Raw genomic sequence first — 15,663 nt, 5'->3', positions numbered from 1 at the left:
ATCTTACTTTTTCTCTGTAACCCAAAGGGTAATATACCCTTGAACTACAGGCTGTCCATCTGCTCTATAGGCATTTACTTTTATTTGCATATCGCCAACTTTCCATTCTTCATCAATTGTTGCGACGACTCTAATATCAGAATCGGCTTTGGCGACATAATTTACGTTCATGCCTTTAGGTAGCCATCTTAAATGTTGAGGAATAGATGCTTCTGTTAGTACACCCATAACAAATTCTAATCCATTACATATGGCAATAACGTGAACTGTTCCTATGTGATTTTCGACTGATTTATTCTTTTTGATGAAAGCTTCACACACGTCAGCATCTAGTTTTTGAATAATTGGATTTACTGTTTGAAAATATGGAGCAACACGGCTAACAACTTTTGACAACAACGTTAATCCACCTGGTATTGCTTTCAATGTTCTAAAAGCGAGCAAAACGTCATTAATTGGTGGTACAGCGTTATATTTGATTTGGTTGGCAAATTTATAAATATAATTACTCATAGTTTTACTTCTGGCTGAGAATAAGAATTTAATAAATATATAGCCTCATATCTCTAGACTCATTGCTTAACTTTCATGTTTTTTAAGTCATTAATGATAATTTTTGAATAACATCTAGGGTTTGTTGTTGTTCAACCAAATACGCTAGAAATTAAAATGCCCAATATAAAATTGGGCTATAGATTATTCTTCGACTTCTATAGGATCGCCATCCTCAGGTCGAATATGTCGCTCACCATCATCTGCCGGATCGACACTAGAGCCATCTTTGGTAATACTGTTATACAACTCATCCTCTTTTTTATCATCGATAAATTCTTCATCTGCAAAATCAAGAGGCTCTTCATCATCATCAAAATTTAAGGGTTTTTCTTCATCTATCATGAGATTTATCCTTTACTTCACTTGTCTCATACCATGCTCAAATAATTAACAGATACATTCAACATGAAACAATCATCATTTATGTAACAGACACTTTAAGATACATATAACAAAGAAAACCGCCCTCGAAGGCGGTTACTAAGCTCTAAATTGATAGAGATAATTGGCTTATAACTTTTATATATTTTAAGAAGGTAGTTTATTATTTTTAATATAATCATCTGATTTAAAATAATTAACAATCATTTCTGCATTTTCTTCTTTTACAGGTAAAGTAGTTACTGGAATATTTTCATTTCCCATACTAAAGCCTTGAGGGACCAATTGAGAAATAGGAGGAAATTTGGCTTTACCTCCCTCAGTTATTCTTTCAATAAATCCTGCAAGCCATAAAATAAACTCACCTTCATTATCAAACTTAGGCATAAGACTAAAATCAATTTTTACCGAGCATTGCTCGATGGGCTTAGTTAAGCAGTCTTCAAAATTAATAAAATTATACTTTAATTTGAATTCAGTACCTTTTATCGCATTACGAATAAGCCCAACCAAACAATTTAAATTTTCTATTACATCATCAGAAAACAAGTTGTCATTTTTAATTTTTTTATAAACCTTATCTGCTATAGCTAGATATTTTGGCATCGTAACCTCCTATCTTCTCATGCGTATATTTATATACTTCTTTAAACTATTATTTTTTTATGTAAGATAGGGTAAAACTCATCAACTAAATGTAAGAAATACAAGGTTTTTGAAAGTTAATAGTAATGCATTTATCAAAAGCATTGAAAAATGTGAAACATGCAACATAAGACACCAAAATAAAAGAAGATTTTGAAAAATTTTCTTTCAATTTATTTTTATACATGAGCAATACTTCCAATACTAACTTACCATCCATTTAATATGAAATATGCTTATATAAGATATTAATTTACTAAGATATTTTTTAATTTTTATTGTTTTCAAGGTGATTCAAAATACTACTAATTTTTAAAAACAAATAACCGAAAAGTAGTCCATTAAATATAATAAAAAGACCAACAGTGACCATTTCTTTAGACCATACTTGAATAATGTCTAAATTCTCATTTCGAGTTTCAACTTGCCCATATGACAAAATAAAAGCTAAGCCTAAGACAATTCCAAACAAAATCACAACCCATGCTACAACTGATGTTGTCTTACTTTCTTTAAGAGATTTTTTCACTTCACTCATAATTTTTCTTGATAAACTTATAGATTTACATATTCTTTTATATTAATTCGCTATGTACTTAAAGTTTTATTTCTTTAACTTTTTGATAAAAATGTTATTAATTTTTATATTTTGTTTATCAAAAAATATTAATTAGTATATTTAATATTTCTGTAACATCAAAATTTTAAAGTAAATAGTATTAAAGATATTTATAACAAAGGGGCGAATTTAATATAAATAAACGAAAATCCTTTAAATCCGCTCCTTATGTTTAGTAAGATCTTCTTTTATTTTACCTGAAATTTAATATTGAATTTTCTTGCTTGTTTTCTTACTTCCGGATTAGATGGTAAAACAAATGGACTTGAACGCCAAATAGCTTTTTCAATACTTGTTTTAAATTTTTGCTCTTCTTTATCTAAAAAGATAATTTGCTCAATTTCGCCAGTATCCGTTAAAAAGACTTTAACGCTTGCACTCATACCTGTAGAAGACTTGGGAATATCCCATGTTTTATAAATTTTCTTTTGATATTGTTTTTTATATTTTTCAGCCTCTGAAATAATTTTATTATCAGCCACTGGCGCAGGAGTGACTTGTTTGTGACCTGTGGCACACCCAACTAACAAAAATAAAGAAGCAACAATAGCGAAGTTTTTCATTTAAAATACCTTATTTTCAATAACTAAAATTTAACAGTTTAGAATTTAAAAAACCACCCAAAAGGTTGTATTAATCATTAATTATTATGAGTTAGCAAAGGTGTGAGGCCACCTTTGCTCTTCCCTTTTTTTAGTTAATATTTTATTTTCATTAAAAAGGAACTTCATAACGAAAATTTAGATTTGAATTTTCTGATATATTTATATTATAGACATCTCGATCAGTAAAAATCCCGTGTTCAGGTGTTTTAAAACTACTAAAAGCTTTATTCTCTGGAACTATTGGAGGTTTATTCAAATAATTTTCTTGAGAATTATATGGAGATGAAGCACAACCAATCAGCCCAAAACCCAATAAAGATATAACTAAAAATGTCTTCATAAATTTTGTCCACTTTGATAAAAGCTACACAATTTAACAAATTGAACTGCTATTGTCACACCAGAATAATTTAGTTTAACTTAACAATAAATATATCGAATGTATTTTAAAAAGAAATAACTAATTTCAACTTCTATAAAAACAAATAAAGCTGGCCCATATAGGTTTTCAAAACTGGATGTATTAAAGACTCTATTCTAATTTTAAGATTTCCTTGATTTTTAACCAATGATCTATTTATTAACGTTTAGATTTTAAGGATTATTATGCGGCTACATTTTATTGTTCATGAAGATTTTGAAGTGCCTGGGGCATATGAAATTTGGGGCAAAATGAATAACTTCAAAATTACCTATTCAAGAGTGTATTTAAATGAAGTTTTGCCAACTTCTGTTGAAGATATCGACTTTTTTATTGTAATGGGTGGCCCACAAAGTCCCGATACTACATTAGATATGTGCCCTCACTTTAATTCATTAGCCGAACAAGTAATCATTAAAAAAGCAATTGAAGCAAATAAAGTGGTTATTGGGGTATGCCTAGGATCTCAATTGATCGGTGAAGCTTTGGGCGCCAAATTTGAACATAGCCCTGAGCGAGAAATTGGTAAGTTTCCAATTATGCTTACAGAATATGGAATAACACATTCTAAGTTTTCTCACTTAGGAAAAATGACCGAAGTTGGCCATTGGCATAACGACATGCCAGGCTTAACTCCCAACGCAAAAATTATTGCTTTTAGCGCAGGGTGTCCAAGACAGATTATTGAATATTCCAAATTAGTTTATGGCCTACAATGTCATATGGAATTAACTTCAGAAGTAGTTGAATTGCTGATTCAACATTCAGAAGTCGAGTTAAATGATGCTCACAATTATAAATTTGTGAATACTCGTGAAGAATTACGGGCGCATGACTATCAAGAAATGAATCAAAACCTCTTTATTTTTCTGGATAAATTGAAAGAAGAATATTCAAAACGATCTTAAAAAAAAATGAGTGTAAAAAGCCTTTTTAAATTGGCTTTTACGCTCCGCTACAGATCTTATTATTTACCAGTTGATCAAGCATACTTGAAGTCAAACCTTCAAAAATCAAATTTTAATGTTACAATACAGTGATTTACTCAATTTCAATTGGACTCCCAAAGAAATGAATAGATTTTTATTAACTTTTTTATCTTTAAATATTGGGCTTTTTTCTTCTTCCACTTTTGCTGAAACAAACACATTTCAAACGAAACAAGAATATAACCGCCCTAGATTTAATCAGCATAAAAGTATGCTTGAAATAAATGCTAACACTCAGAACCATCAGCTGACTGAACAACAAAATTCATTTGACTCTCCTCATTCCCAAAACGTAGATTTTTTTGAAATTGCAAAACAATATCAAGAAAATGAATCAAAGCCTTCTTCATTTACTGATGAAACAGTGAATATGAGCGATCATGAGCGTAGTCTTTACTACATGAGACATCATGATAATGTGGGGATTCAAAGAGAAATTCGTGGCCAACAGTTTAAATCGCTAAAACAACAGCGAGATAAAGGTGTTATTTCTAATGATGTATATAAAGAAAAGGTCTACAAAATCTTAAATCAACCTAACTTTAAATAAATTTGAAGCCCTCTTGGGAGGGCTGTTCTGTGAAAATGATTAGTGAAAAGCTATGTTTAGTTTTTCTAAAAAAATTAACTTACATTTATAAAATTTTGTTACTTTTTCGCTATAATGATTATAATTATCGTTTAGGATTTCGATACATAAACATGGACCGCTCAACCCCTCTTTCACTACCAAATTTTAAGTTCAAAGTTTCTAAGCTTAGCTATGCAATCGGAATTGCTTGTACTTATCTGGCACTTCCTGCACATGCTGAAGATACAACGACTAGTGCATTACCGACTATTACCATTAAGGCACAAGGTAACTGGTTAGAAGAAGCAAATGCAGAAACTATTCACAAACATGCTGGCGCTCGAACTATTATTGACCGTAAGCGTTTAGATGAAACGGCGGCAACTTCACTGCGCGAAGCTCTAAAGCAAGTTCCTGGAGTTCAAGCTCAAGACAGTAGTGGAACAGGCGGTAGTGATATTTCACTCAATATTGGGGTTCGTGGTTTAGCATCCCGCCTATCACCTCGCTCAACAGTTCTAGTAGACGGCGTTCCACTTTCATTTGCACCTTATGGTCAGCCACAGTTATCTTTAGCTCCTGTTTCGATTGGTAATATTGAGTCAGTTGACGTTGTGCGCGGTGCAGGTTCGGTACGTTTTGGACCTCAAAACGTAGGCGGAATTATTAACTTTGCGACTCGCTCAATTCCTCAAGATTTTAGCGGAACTGTTAGCCTAACTTCAGAATATGCTTCTGGTACTGACCAAGTAAAACTGAGCCCTAATCTATTTGTGGGTGGAACTTTAGATAATGGTTTAGGCCTTGCCCTTTTATATTCAGGGACCAAAGGAAACGGTTATCGAGAAGCTAACAATAAAATTGATATCGATGACGTAATGCTAAAGTCTGCTTATCAATTTAATGATAAAGACTCGGTTGCTTTAAATTTGCATCATTATGAAGGTCGAGGCGAAATGCCAGAGGGTTTAACTCAAGCGCAATATGCTGAAAACCCTTATCAGTCTTCTGGTGAAAAAAACTATTTTGCAGGTCGACGCACAGATGTCTCTTTACGTTATAACCATAAAGATGAAAAAAATAACTTCGAAGTTTTGAGTTACTACATCGACTCTTTCCGTACTAGTAATCTTGAGACTACACTAGCGAATGGGCAAAAACGTCTCGATTCTGCTCCACGTGATTATAAAGTCTATGCAATTGAACCGCGTTACTCACGTATTTATGAATTTGGTAATACTCAAAATGAAGTAACGGTTGGCTATCGCTATTTAAAAGAAGAAAGTTCTGAATTTGCAGGACGTACTGCATCTTATGCGGCAGGTTCATCAGTGCCAGATTTTGCTCCGCGTAGTAGCAGCGAAGGCGGTACTAAAGCACATGCTGTATATATCGACAACCGTATGGAACTCGGCCGTTGGACGATTACACCAGGTGTTCGTTTCGAATCAATTGAAACCCATAATAACTTCACAGGTTATAGCAAAGGACAACCTAATACTGTTTATCCAAAAATTGATTCAGACGAATTTTTACCAAGTTTATCCGTGATGTACTCAGCAAATGAAAACTGGAATATATTTGCAAACGCAGGCGTATCGTTCGGTCCACAGCAATACAGTCAATTAGCTCGTCTTGAAGGAACAACCGCAACGGCTACAACCGAAGGCTTACATCCTGAAAAGTCGAACAACTATGAAATTGGCACCAAATATTTGGGCAATGGTTTAAATGCCGAATTTACCGTGTTCTATTTAGACTTTGATAAAGAGCTTTCATTGGTTCGTGATGCTGCTAATAACGGAATCTGGACAGATTTAGGGGCAACCAGCCATAAAGGTGTCGAAACAGGTATTAGCTATGATTTCGGACAATTGTCTGATGCACTGGAAGGCTTAAAAGTATATGGAAACTATACTTTCACCAAAGCAGTGGCTGAAGCTGGTCAATTTAAAGATAAAGACCTACCGTTTTACTCGCGTCATGTCGGTAATGTTGGGTTAGGTTACACAGTAGATAAATGGTCTTTAAATGCGGATATGTTTGCTCAATCTAAGCAGCATTCACCAGATCTTCCAGATAGTAATGTCTATCAAACAGAAGAAACTGCTGATGGTAAATATGGAGATATTCCGGGTTACACCACTTTTGCGCTACGTACCTCTTATGACTTAAGTTCACAAGTTAAAGGTTTAAAAATCGCTGGTGGAATCAAAAATGTCTTTGATAAGCAATATTTTACTCGCTCAACAGACTCTACTGGCGGTAAGTATGTAGGACTGCCACGTACGTTCTATCTACAAACATCTTTTGATTTTTAAAGCTAAACCAAATTGAATAAAAAGCCCTCTTCGGAGGGCTTTTTCATAAGTTAAACACTAGAATATGGATCAATTTAAGCGAGCGTTGACATAAAATATTCTAATAATTTATCCCTTTCATCAGTACTATTCGCACTTAAAAGCTGGGCCATTGCCCCATCAATCACAAATAAAAACATGTAGGCATCTTCAACTGTAGCGTTAACTTTTACAGTTAAAAGGAATTTATGAATTTCTTTAATGAACCAGTTCCGGTAGTCAATCACGATTTTATAGGCCGCAGGATAAAGCTTTTCAATTTCAAAAATGGCTTTAAATGGTAAACGATAAAAGCCTTCTAAGTTTGCATGTAAAAAGTAAACTTTCTTAAGTTTATCGAATGCCATGAGTTCACGGTACGAATGAATAATTGAAAACACCTCATGTTTTAATGCATCTGTTTGAAAAGTTAAGCTCATCTGAATGAGCCTTTCTTTGGAGTGAAAGTAGTTATAAAAAGTGGCTTTGGGAATTTTGGCTTCTTCAATAATTCGGTCAATCCCAATATAAAACCCATATTGTTTAAACAAATCTCTTGCCGCGTGTAACACGCGAAGTGCTCTAAATGATGCTTCTAAATTTGGCATTTTTATACCGTTTAAAATAATTTTTTGTTGTAAGTAAATGAGATAGAAATGCTGTCACTCTTAAATTGAGCGTTAAAAACAAGCATGCAAAAACGGCACAAAAAAGGTGTGCTCGCCTATCTCAGGTTTATTGTTGCTATGATTTTTTAGTCGTAACGATTCTTAAGGTGCAAAAAACCTAGAGTCGATTAAACCATTTGAAAGACTGTTTAAATGGAATGTATAGAGAGATTTTGGCAAAGACCAATAAAGAAGAAATAGTACGCATGAGCGAACTCCTTTGGCTATAAAGAAATTTCACCGCATTACTGTCAAATAATGGTGGTGAAACGAGAGAAGGTTGACAGACTGATAGCCAAAAGATCAGCACACCCGAAGGTGTCCCCCTCCCGTTCCACCGCAGAGGGGGCACGCAGGGATGCCCACAAAAAAGAGAGACTTTTTCGTGTGCGTTGGCTATCCGACCTGTCAAAGTCGGCTGGCAATGTGGCCAGCAGGCAAAGGATAATCGGAGAGATTTTAGGTGTCAATGTTCAAAATTGAAGAAGTGATAGTATTGAATATAAAAAGATCTTTAAATAACAAATACTTTTTAGTATTTCACCTTAATTATGGATATCTTTTATTACCACCTAATATAATACAATAAGTCCCTTTACGATATCTGATCCAATTATTTGATCCACTACACAGGCACTCAGAGGAACTATTACTAGAACCAATATAACTACTTCGTCTATTTAATGATTTAGAATAGCAACTATGGCTATTGAATGATTTCCCCCTCCCCATTCTACCCCTAGGTCAATTTGAGTTAAAAATATTATCTGCAATAAGATTCAAAATATACAAAACAATTCTCATTTACACCTGAAATAATAAACTTGGTAATTTATGTTTTAAATTCAGACTAAATTTTAATAATTCAACTGTATTAGAGAAAAATAATACATTTTGATGAATATAATTTAATCTATCAAATAGATAATAACTCTATAAGGTTATTAATTACACACAAAAAAAATGTAATAAAATGCTAATATCAATTTATTAAAAAAATGTAAGTTTTTAAAAAAAATATATATTTTATTTTACTCGTAAAGAAATATTAAAAAAATTGATATATTTTGCCACATACAGACCTGTCTATATACACGTATAATTTTTATATAAAAATACAACTTTAGTCTGATGTATTTTTACAAGAGAATAAAAATAATATGGCGGCGGGGGAAATAGTGAATAAATAATTATACTCCAAATATCTTCAATAAATCAGGAACATAAAAATGAATTCGCCTTTAATAAAGAATTATCTTAACTTTGCTTCTGGAATCGCACATCAGCAGTATTTGCCAGCCGAAGAAGGGATTGTTAAGGCATTTAATGATGGTTGTACTCACTGGTATGTAGATGGAAGTCTACATGGAGAAATGGTTCCAGATTGGTCTTCTGAACGAATTGAAAATCTAAATAACTTAATAAAAAAATATAATGTTCAACCTATTTTCCACGGTAATTTTAAAGCCCCATTAGGTAGCGATGTAGATTATTTACGTGAAGCTGCTGTGGCATATGTTAAACAAGAGATTGATATTGCCGCAAAGATTGGTGCACCTTTAGTGATTCATGGTGGTGGTATTGTTGAACCTAAAAAAATTGTCCTCGCTAAACAAAAAGCTCTAGACAACTATATTTTGTCTATTAAAGAACTCGCTGAATATGCGGCTGAAAAATCAGTTGATATTTATTTAGAGAATTTATCAAACTATAAACACTATCGTCCGTTCCATTATGTCTTTACCCATATGGAAGAGTACGATTATGTTTTCAACAAAATTGATCATAAAAATGTGTATTTCTTTTTAGATGCAGGCCATGCAAATGTGGGTGAAGGTGACCCTATTGCCGTTGTAGAAAAATACCATCAAAAAATTAAGGGTATTTCTTTTAGCAACAACAATGGCGAGCAAGATCAACACTTTAGTATTGGCCGTGGTACTGTAAATTATTCTGATTTTATCGAGACTATTAATCGAAATAATTGGAAAGGTCTTGTTGCTTTTGAGGTGAGAGACAAAAGTACTTTAGATTCAGTTAAAGAATTGGCAAGCGCATAAAATTAAAAGCCTTCTGAGAAACATCAGAAGGCTTTTTAAATATAAATAATTCATTTTTAGAAGGATATATTAAGTGAGTGGTTTACTAGTTTTCATAACAATTGCCTTTCTTACATTATCAAGCCCAGGGCCTGGTGTCTTATTTACAGTGACAAATTCAATAAATTACGGTGTTCGTACTGCATTATTTGGCATTATTGGCTTAATTATTGGTATGTTTGTCATTGCAGTCATTTCGGCTAGTGGCGTTGGTTTAATTATTACTAGTAATCCCACTATTTTTATTGTTTTAAAATTTATAGGTGCATTCTATTTAATGTATCTAGGCTATAAGAACTTTGTGAAAACTTCCCCTTCTCAAGACTTATTAGATACCGAAACAAGTGAAAAAACTGTTAGAAAGTCCAAATTATTTTATCAAGGTTTGTTCGCTTCTCTTCTAAACCCTAAAACTATTGTTTTCTTTATTGCTCTTTTTCCACAATTTATTGATATAAAAGAAAAAATAATAAATCAATTTTTAGTGTTATCTTTAACCTTTTGCCTTATCGGATTCTTAATTCATCTGGTCTATGCTAATTTTTCTTCAATCTTTAAAGAAAAAATGCTATCTGGAAATAACTTTGCCAGGTTAAATAAAATTAGTGGCTGTATATTTTTCATTCTCGCTGTTTTATTAATTGTTCAATAAATTAAAAAATACTGTAAACGCTTTTTAGGGAAAAAGCGTTTCCCTCTAAAGTATTTCACTACTCATCCAAGTATTTTTCTACAAATTTAGGCTTAAAGATATTGCTGATTTAATATGGATTTAATCAGCAATTTATACTCCGATTTAAGAAATTCAGTCTTTTAACTTAATTTTGTTTAATGCCACACATAAAGCTTTTTTGTCGGCTTCTTTAAGTTGAGGATGCTGAACAGGCCACATATAGCTACAGCCATGAGGCGCTTTATTGTTATTTTTCTTAAGTTCATCGGCGATACTTTTTAGAAGCTCAGTGTTTAAAGAACTAATTTTTAAACGTACTTCTGCTAAATCTTGTGGCTTCCAATTGCTTTCAGGGCTCGACAACCAATCAGCCCGATAGCGATATTGAATGGCCTTGGCAACATTCATTTGACTCACAATAAATGGCTTTACTGTTTCGCTATTTAAGCCAAAAGATTCGGCTTCAGAAAGTGATTGATCCAGAACTTTCTTTTCTTGAGTTAAATCTTCAATAGGTAAATGCTGCTCTGCTTTATAACCTGCTACATCTTTCATATAAGCTAAACGCTCGTTAACTAAACGAGCAGTTTGATCATATTGATATGCTTGGGCGAGTGAAGAAATACACATAAAAGCTGCCAAGGTCGACACGATCTGAACAGTTCGCTGAAAACTCGTTATATTCACCATTTAAAACCTACCAAAATTATTGTTCTATGATCATTTCAGCTCAGTACTGTATTTCAAGAACATGCGAAAGTAAAATTTTAAGATAGGCTGAGTTCTTGGCTCCATGCAGAATCAGGTTGTTGATAGATGTGTTGGCATACTTGTTTAAGAGATGAGGTAAAGTGCTTGTCTTGCCCTTCCCATTTTTCAACCATGCAATAAGCAACATGAATACCTTTAGGCTGAAACTCTCTTGCCAATGACTGCGATAAAGCTCGAATGCTAGCAAACATGCTTTGGCTTAACACATCGTAATGGGTCGAGTGATTAGAGGGTGCGCCAAGAAAAATAACTGTGCCTCGCTGTTGTTTAAGCATAGGCTTAATCACAGTTTGAGCGACACTTACTGCACTTAAACCTGTGGTCTGCCAACTGTGTTCAATCTCTTCTAAAGATAAAGCTTCGATATTGGGCGAAGATGAAAAACTCGGCTGAAATACACAGAGTTCAATGGTATGCCCGTGTTTTGAAATATAACGCAATAAGCATTTTAAGTGATCTGCATTCACTAAGTTTAATTGAACTGCTGTCACCCCATCATTTACAGAATGGACCTGCATATTTTGCGCGGTTGAATCATGCACAACTTGATAAAGATGTAATGGAAAATGTCCATTTTTATCTAAAATTACAAAATCACGCTCAATCAGTTGAAGGTCATGACCAGCCACTACAACACAGCCCTGCTTTTTTTGAAATCTTTGGAATATTTTTTTTAACATTTTAGTCTCTCAAAATTTTTCTTGATAAGGGCGTAAATCCAACTCATGTGTCCAGAGCTGAGGTGTTTGTTGGTAAAGCATCCAATAATTTTCTGCAATTGCATCAATATTGAGTCCGCCAGTGCCACGCGTAAGACGAGCTAACCGCCCCAGACCAAATAATGCTTTATTCACTCTATCGCCATCGACCATGCCATCAATAATCACATGAGCAATATGTATGCTTTGTGACTTATAGATTTGGGCTAGATTTAAGGCATAAGCTCGCAAGGCAGATTTCCCCATTGTAAAAGCTGCGAAAAAAGGTTTGCCGCGTAGAGATGCACTCGCTCCAGTAAAAATAAGCGTACCGTGATTTTGATCTTTAAAGATTTTTAGACAACTTTGAGAAACCAAATAGGCCGATAAAAAAGTGGATTGCCACATTTGAGTAAAAAACGACAATGGACTGCGTAAAAAGATAGAAGGAATATTCCCTCCCACATTATGAATTACAGCAGTAATGCGCTCATTTTGACTTATAATGGTGTCAAATAGGGCTTGTACTTGGTGTATATCTTCTGCATCTAAACGAAACGCTACAGCTTCCCCTGCATTTGCATGAATTTGGGCAGCCACTGCTTCAATTTTCTGGAAAGTACGTCCAGCAACATAGACTTTTAAGCCTTCTTTGGCGAAAAGACGACACACCGCTGCACCAATACCTTGTGATGCCCCGACGCCAATAACAACCGCACAATCTTGTTTTTTATCTAGTGTTGCTGATGTCATAGACATTTCACCCTGTTTGTTTTTTATACCATAATGCAATAAACGGACGATTCAAAATTTCTTTACTAAATTTTTTACTGGTACGAATCACTTCACCGAGTTGAGCAACCACCGCAATATCTGCAATGGTTTGGCTGTTTCCAACTAACCATTCACTTTGTGATAAAACCTGCTCAATACGGTCGAGGTGTCGTATAAATTCTTCTTCAACATTTTCAGCTTTCATACGTCCTAAGCCTTGAAAGAATAGCTGCGTTTTCAACTCGGCTAAAATAAAACCTTTTACCATGGGCTTTTCATAGGCCGGACGACCAATGCTACTAATGCGAATCGCTTCTTCTAAAGCTTCTGAGTCATTTACGCGTAAATAGACTTCATAAAAATAAAGAGATTCATCTGCCCAATCTTCCCAAAGTTCAGCAAGCGCTTTTTGCTTTGGATCTTCAGGGTAAAGCCGAGGTGTGTCTGGAAAGGCTTCATCTAGATAGCGCGCGATTCGAGTGCTGTCTTGAATCCGTTGCCCGTTATGGTCAATTATCGGTACTTTACCCACTTTACTGAGCAAAGGAACTTTAGCCCCCAAAATGCCATTATAGTTAACTGTGTCAAATGAGATTCCTTTAAATCTCAAAGCTCTTGAAATTTTTTGACAAAATGGAGAAATTTCCCATTGATGCAAAATAATATTCGACATTTATTCACCTTTATTTTTAATTGCCTTTATCTAGTTCTTTTTTAGAACTAATCAATAAATATACAGAATGCTTTTTTAAGTCAAACTGTTTTTGATGACGAACAAGTTCCAAAAGCTAAGAATTATTTGATTTTTATTATTTATATCTTAATAATTTTTAAGCAATATACTTTGAACTATAGGGAGCTCTGCTATAAAAAGAGCTCCACATATAAGTTTGAAAGCTTAATAAGTCACCGTAACGACAACACTATCAGAATAGACGCCAGGTCTACTTGCGATGGCAGTACCTTGCGGAATCTTTCCATACACAGTAGTCGTTTGAGCGCTTCCTGTACCTGTTTTTGAGACCCCTCCTGTTCCCCCAACATTGGTTACGCCTCCCGTGGCATCCCATACCGTACTATAGTTAGAATCTTTATATAGCTGATAGGGAATAAATTCATTATTACTATTAGTCATACGCCTAAAACCCCCAGCTATACGGTTATTGCCGTCCCCTAAATAAATACTGTATGGCGTTCCAAAGTTACAGGTCGTATTCACGGCCCCTTGCGCTGTGTAATCACGCATAGTCGTACCAATGTCATTAATATCGCCGAAATCTACAGTTGCGGTTGAGTTTAATTGACACAGACTTGGTACTACAAAGTTCGCAGTTAAAGTTACACTTCCAGAGTCCCAGCTGAGTAGATCACCTAAACATAACACCGCTAGAAGATCCATATCCCAAAATAGTTGAACCGTAGCTGTATAGGTCCCTTGAGGATAGGCAATGAGCGATCCTGTACGTGCGGGTACTTTTACATTTACCGAGTAATTAAGAATATTATTTGAAGCAAGTGTTACCACTGGACCATACCAAACATTGGAGGTTTGGTTGGTGGTAGAGGAACCTGCCCCACCTACAGTTGCAGTGACCGTATACGGTAATGAAACACTATTATTCGCAGTGGTTGCTCCTGTAAATACTGTCTTCATACACATAAATGGAGATATCTGAGGTATTATTCCTCCATTCGTGCAAGTAATTGTTCCTGAAAGGTTTACAATTGCATCACTATTAATATTTGCTGCTGTATAGATAAAAGTGTTATTTGTGGTCCCACTTACCGTACAAGCTGCATGTGCCGGACTAAAAAATGCATAAACGAGATAAAATAAGCAAATACCTATAAAGTATTTTAAAAACAATTGAAAAAACTTATAGCTCTCTATTTGAGCCTTATTCATAATATTTAATGACATACATAAGGTCCCAATTTTTTAGTTGAGTACTGATTACTGTTATAAGTGAAGTCAACTTGGCAGGAGCCATGATCTAGAAGATCGACTTCAAGTTTGTTTTGTTTTAACAGGTTTGGAATAAATACTTCACCGTCATACCCAACCATCCCATCTTGCTGACCATTAATTCGAACGGCATAACCCGGCATTAACGGTGAATTGCTTTGATCAACAAGTTTCACTAATCCAGAAATGACCTGATGAGCACCGAAGTCAACCAAAGTTCCTTGACGGTAACCCACCACTGTTTTTTGATCTGTAGATTTAACATTCCAATTCAGAGGGAGATACGATGGATCTAAATAAATATGGTTCACTTGATATGGCATGAGACTAGGAATCAGAAATCTTCCAGACTTGTCAGTTTCTCCCAAATTGACCCCGCCATTTATAATTTGGCTTTGTGGCCCAGCATTGGTTACGACCGCATAGCCGTCTCCAATTTCATTGGCCGCAAAGATGCGTCCCGCCGCAGCAACCAATGAACCTGTTGCTGAAAGTGCAACCTGATCGTTGTCGCCAAATCGGTTATAGCGTCCCGTCAGGTAAGCTGCTCGGGCACGGTAAGAGGCATAAATCGATGCATTGTTTTCTTTTGCATCCTGATCTCGCTCAACATAGCCACCCCAGCCAAATGAACCAATTTGTGGTTCTGACAAACCGAATATTTCTTGGCGATACCGTAGGTTACCGCTGTCACTAGATACACTCGTGATCGCATTCACTTTACTGGACGGGGTATATCTCAGCGCAAAGTAAACTCCATAGTCCTTATGGTTTTCATAATCTTTATAAGCAGATGCATAAAAACCCCAGTTCTTGTCCAGACTTCCACTTAAATTGGTAGACAGTAACTTGTAAGAGTTGTCACTATATTTAATCTGGTTATAGCCCA

At 34.8% G+C, this 15,663-nt stretch carries 18 protein-coding genes; 5 read left to right on the top strand and 13 right to left on the bottom strand.

Annotation, left to right across the window (positions count from 1 at the left end):
• Nucleotides 1-3: 3 nt before the first annotated feature.
• The 6 genes from J580_RS21865 to J580_RS21840 form a co-directional block, all read right to left on the bottom strand.
• Nucleotides 4-513, bottom strand: coding sequence for a hotdog fold domain-containing protein (locus tag J580_RS21865; RefSeq protein WP_017386732.1), 510 nt, complete (start codon nt 511-513; stop codon nt 4-6).
• Between the two features lie 183 nt (nt 514-696).
• Nucleotides 697-897, bottom strand: a complete 201-nt coding sequence (locus tag J580_RS21860) for a hypothetical protein (RefSeq protein ID WP_002114613.1) — start codon at nt 895-897, stop codon at nt 697-699.
• Nucleotides 898-1,083: 186 nt separating this feature from the next.
• Nucleotides 1,084-1,542, bottom strand: a complete 459-nt coding sequence (locus tag J580_RS21855; RefSeq protein WP_005803530.1) for a hypothetical protein — start codon at nt 1,540-1,542, stop codon at nt 1,084-1,086.
• Between the two features lie 307 nt (nt 1,543-1,849).
• Nucleotides 1,850-2,119, bottom strand: a complete 270-nt coding sequence (locus tag J580_RS21850; protein ID WP_032005898.1) for a hypothetical protein — start codon at nt 2,117-2,119, stop codon at nt 1,850-1,852.
• Nucleotides 2,120-2,388: 269 nt separating this feature from the next.
• The gene (locus J580_RS21845) at nt 2,389-2,763 is read right to left on the bottom strand and encodes a TonB C-terminal domain-containing protein (protein WP_032005897.1); all 375 of its coding nucleotides are present in this window, start codon (nt 2,761-2,763) and stop codon (nt 2,389-2,391) included.
• A gap of 151 nt (nt 2,764-2,914) precedes the next feature.
• A complete protein-coding gene (locus J580_RS21840) occupies nt 2,915-3,145 on the bottom strand; it encodes a hypothetical protein (RefSeq protein ID WP_032005895.1) in 231 nt (76 codons plus the stop codon).
• A gap of 266 nt (nt 3,146-3,411) precedes the next feature.
• Between J580_RS21840 and J580_RS21835 the strand changes: the two genes are divergently transcribed.
• The 3 genes from J580_RS21835 to J580_RS21825 all read left to right on the top strand — a co-directional run bounded on the left by J580_RS21835 (nt 3,412) and on the right by J580_RS21825 (nt 7,107).
• Nucleotides 3,412-4,134 carry a type 1 glutamine amidotransferase gene (locus J580_RS21835; RefSeq protein ID WP_032005894.1) on the top strand — a complete coding sequence of 241 codons (723 nt, stop codon included), beginning with the start codon at nt 3,412-3,414 and terminating at the stop codon, nt 4,132-4,134.
• A gap of 115 nt (nt 4,135-4,249) precedes the next feature.
• A complete protein-coding gene (locus J580_RS21830) occupies nt 4,250-4,765 on the top strand; it encodes a hypothetical protein (protein WP_032005892.1) in 516 nt (171 codons plus the stop codon).
• Nucleotides 4,766-4,917: 152 nt separating this feature from the next.
• Nucleotides 4,918-7,107: a TonB-dependent receptor family protein gene (locus J580_RS21825; RefSeq protein ID WP_032005891.1), complete on the top strand. Its 2,190-nt coding sequence runs from the start codon at nt 4,918-4,920 to the stop codon at nt 7,105-7,107.
• A gap of 74 nt (nt 7,108-7,181) precedes the next feature.
• Here the strand turns inward: J580_RS21825 and J580_RS21820 are convergent, their stop codons facing one another.
• The gene (locus J580_RS21820; RefSeq protein WP_032005889.1) at nt 7,182-7,733 is read right to left on the bottom strand and encodes a TetR/AcrR family transcriptional regulator; all 552 of its coding nucleotides are present in this window, start codon (nt 7,731-7,733) and stop codon (nt 7,182-7,184) included.
• 1,289 nt (nt 7,734-9,022) lie between these two features.
• Here J580_RS21820 and J580_RS21815 point away from each other — a divergent pair.
• Both J580_RS21815 and J580_RS21810 read left to right on the top strand, forming a co-directional pair.
• Nucleotides 9,023-9,853: a sugar phosphate isomerase/epimerase family protein gene (locus tag J580_RS21815; protein ID WP_032005887.1), complete on the top strand. Its 831-nt coding sequence runs from the start codon at nt 9,023-9,025 to the stop codon at nt 9,851-9,853.
• A gap of 73 nt (nt 9,854-9,926) precedes the next feature.
• Nucleotides 9,927-10,544, top strand: coding sequence for a LysE family translocator (locus J580_RS21810; RefSeq protein WP_032005885.1), 618 nt, complete (start codon nt 9,927-9,929; stop codon nt 10,542-10,544).
• 153 nt (nt 10,545-10,697) lie between these two features.
• Here J580_RS21810 and J580_RS21805 read toward each other — a convergent pair whose 3' ends face one another.
• From J580_RS21805 to J580_RS21780, 6 genes are all read right to left on the bottom strand, one after another.
• Complete coding sequence (locus tag J580_RS21805; RefSeq protein ID WP_032005884.1) at nt 10,698-11,255, bottom strand: chorismate mutase; 558 nt, start codon at nt 11,253-11,255, stop codon at nt 10,698-10,700.
• Nucleotides 11,256-11,332: 77 nt separating this feature from the next.
• The gene (locus J580_RS21800; RefSeq protein WP_032005882.1) at nt 11,333-12,016 is read right to left on the bottom strand and encodes an SDR family NAD(P)-dependent oxidoreductase; all 684 of its coding nucleotides are present in this window, start codon (nt 12,014-12,016) and stop codon (nt 11,333-11,335) included.
• A 9-nt stretch (nt 12,017-12,025) separates the two neighbouring features.
• Nucleotides 12,026-12,787, bottom strand: coding sequence for an SDR family NAD(P)-dependent oxidoreductase (locus J580_RS21795; RefSeq protein WP_032005881.1), 762 nt, complete (start codon nt 12,785-12,787; stop codon nt 12,026-12,028).
• A 7-nt stretch (nt 12,788-12,794) separates the two neighbouring features.
• The gene (locus J580_RS21790) at nt 12,795-13,481 is read right to left on the bottom strand and encodes a glutathione S-transferase family protein (protein ID WP_032005879.1); all 687 of its coding nucleotides are present in this window, start codon (nt 13,479-13,481) and stop codon (nt 12,795-12,797) included.
• A 225-nt stretch (nt 13,482-13,706) separates the two neighbouring features.
• Entirely contained in the window at nt 13,707-14,729 is a 1,023-nt protein-coding gene (locus J580_RS21785) for a spore coat U domain-containing protein (protein WP_032005878.1), read from the bottom strand.
• On the bottom strand, nt 14,720-15,663 hold a 944-nt coding region (locus J580_RS21780; RefSeq protein WP_032005876.1), incomplete at its 5' end, for a fimbria/pilus outer membrane usher protein. The genes J580_RS21780 and J580_RS21785, both read right to left, overlap by 10 nt.

Origin of the sequence: Acinetobacter sp. 1542444 (assembly GCF_000581835.1) — a bacterium.
Taxonomy (GTDB): Bacteria; Pseudomonadota; Gammaproteobacteria; order Pseudomonadales; family Moraxellaceae; genus Acinetobacter; species Acinetobacter pittii.
The sequence above is the reverse complement of the archived record's forward strand: the minus strand, read 5'-3'. Positions and strand labels throughout refer to the sequence as shown.

What these genes read in the sequence shown, in the direction of transcription:
- J580_RS21865 (WP_017386732.1), bottom strand. Translation starts at nt 513, where the DNA reads ATGAGTAATTATATTTATAAATTTGCCAACCAAATCAAATATAACGCT.
- J580_RS21860 (WP_002114613.1), bottom strand. Translation starts at nt 897, where the DNA reads ATGATAGATGAAGAAAAACCCTTAAATTTTGATGATGATGAAGAGCCT.
- J580_RS21855 (WP_005803530.1), bottom strand. Translation starts at nt 1,542, where the DNA reads ATGCCAAAATATCTAGCTATAGCAGATAAGGTTTATAAAAAAATTAAA.
- J580_RS21850 (WP_032005898.1), bottom strand. Translation starts at nt 2,119, where the DNA reads ATGAGTGAAGTGAAAAAATCTCTTAAAGAAAGTAAGACAACATCAGTT.
- J580_RS21845 (WP_032005897.1), bottom strand. Translation starts at nt 2,763, where the DNA reads ATGAAAAACTTCGCTATTGTTGCTTCTTTATTTTTGTTAGTTGGGTGT.
- J580_RS21840 (WP_032005895.1), bottom strand. Translation starts at nt 3,145, where the DNA reads ATGAAGACATTTTTAGTTATATCTTTATTGGGTTTTGGGCTGATTGGT.
- J580_RS21835 (WP_032005894.1), top strand. Translation starts at nt 3,412, where the DNA reads ATGCGGCTACATTTTATTGTTCATGAAGATTTTGAAGTGCCTGGGGCA.
- J580_RS21830 (WP_032005892.1), top strand. Translation starts at nt 4,250, where the DNA reads ATGTTACAATACAGTGATTTACTCAATTTCAATTGGACTCCCAAAGAA.
- J580_RS21825 (WP_032005891.1), top strand. Translation starts at nt 4,918, where the DNA reads ATGGACCGCTCAACCCCTCTTTCACTACCAAATTTTAAGTTCAAAGTT.
- J580_RS21820 (WP_032005889.1), bottom strand. Translation starts at nt 7,733, where the DNA reads ATGCCAAATTTAGAAGCATCATTTAGAGCACTTCGCGTGTTACACGCG.
- J580_RS21815 (WP_032005887.1), top strand. Translation starts at nt 9,023, where the DNA reads ATGAATTCGCCTTTAATAAAGAATTATCTTAACTTTGCTTCTGGAATC.
- J580_RS21805 (WP_032005884.1), bottom strand. Translation starts at nt 11,255, where the DNA reads ATGGTGAATATAACGAGTTTTCAGCGAACTGTTCAGATCGTGTCGACC.
- J580_RS21800 (WP_032005882.1), bottom strand. Translation starts at nt 12,016, where the DNA reads ATGTTAAAAAAAATATTCCAAAGATTTCAAAAAAAGCAGGGCTGTGTT.
- J580_RS21795 (WP_032005881.1), bottom strand. Translation starts at nt 12,787, where the DNA reads ATGACATCAGCAACACTAGATAAAAAACAAGATTGTGCGGTTGTTATT.
- J580_RS21790 (WP_032005879.1), bottom strand. Translation starts at nt 13,481, where the DNA reads ATGTCGAATATTATTTTGCATCAATGGGAAATTTCTCCATTTTGTCAA.
- J580_RS21785 (WP_032005878.1), bottom strand. Translation starts at nt 14,729, where the DNA reads ATGTCATTAAATATTATGAATAAGGCTCAAATAGAGAGCTATAAGTTT.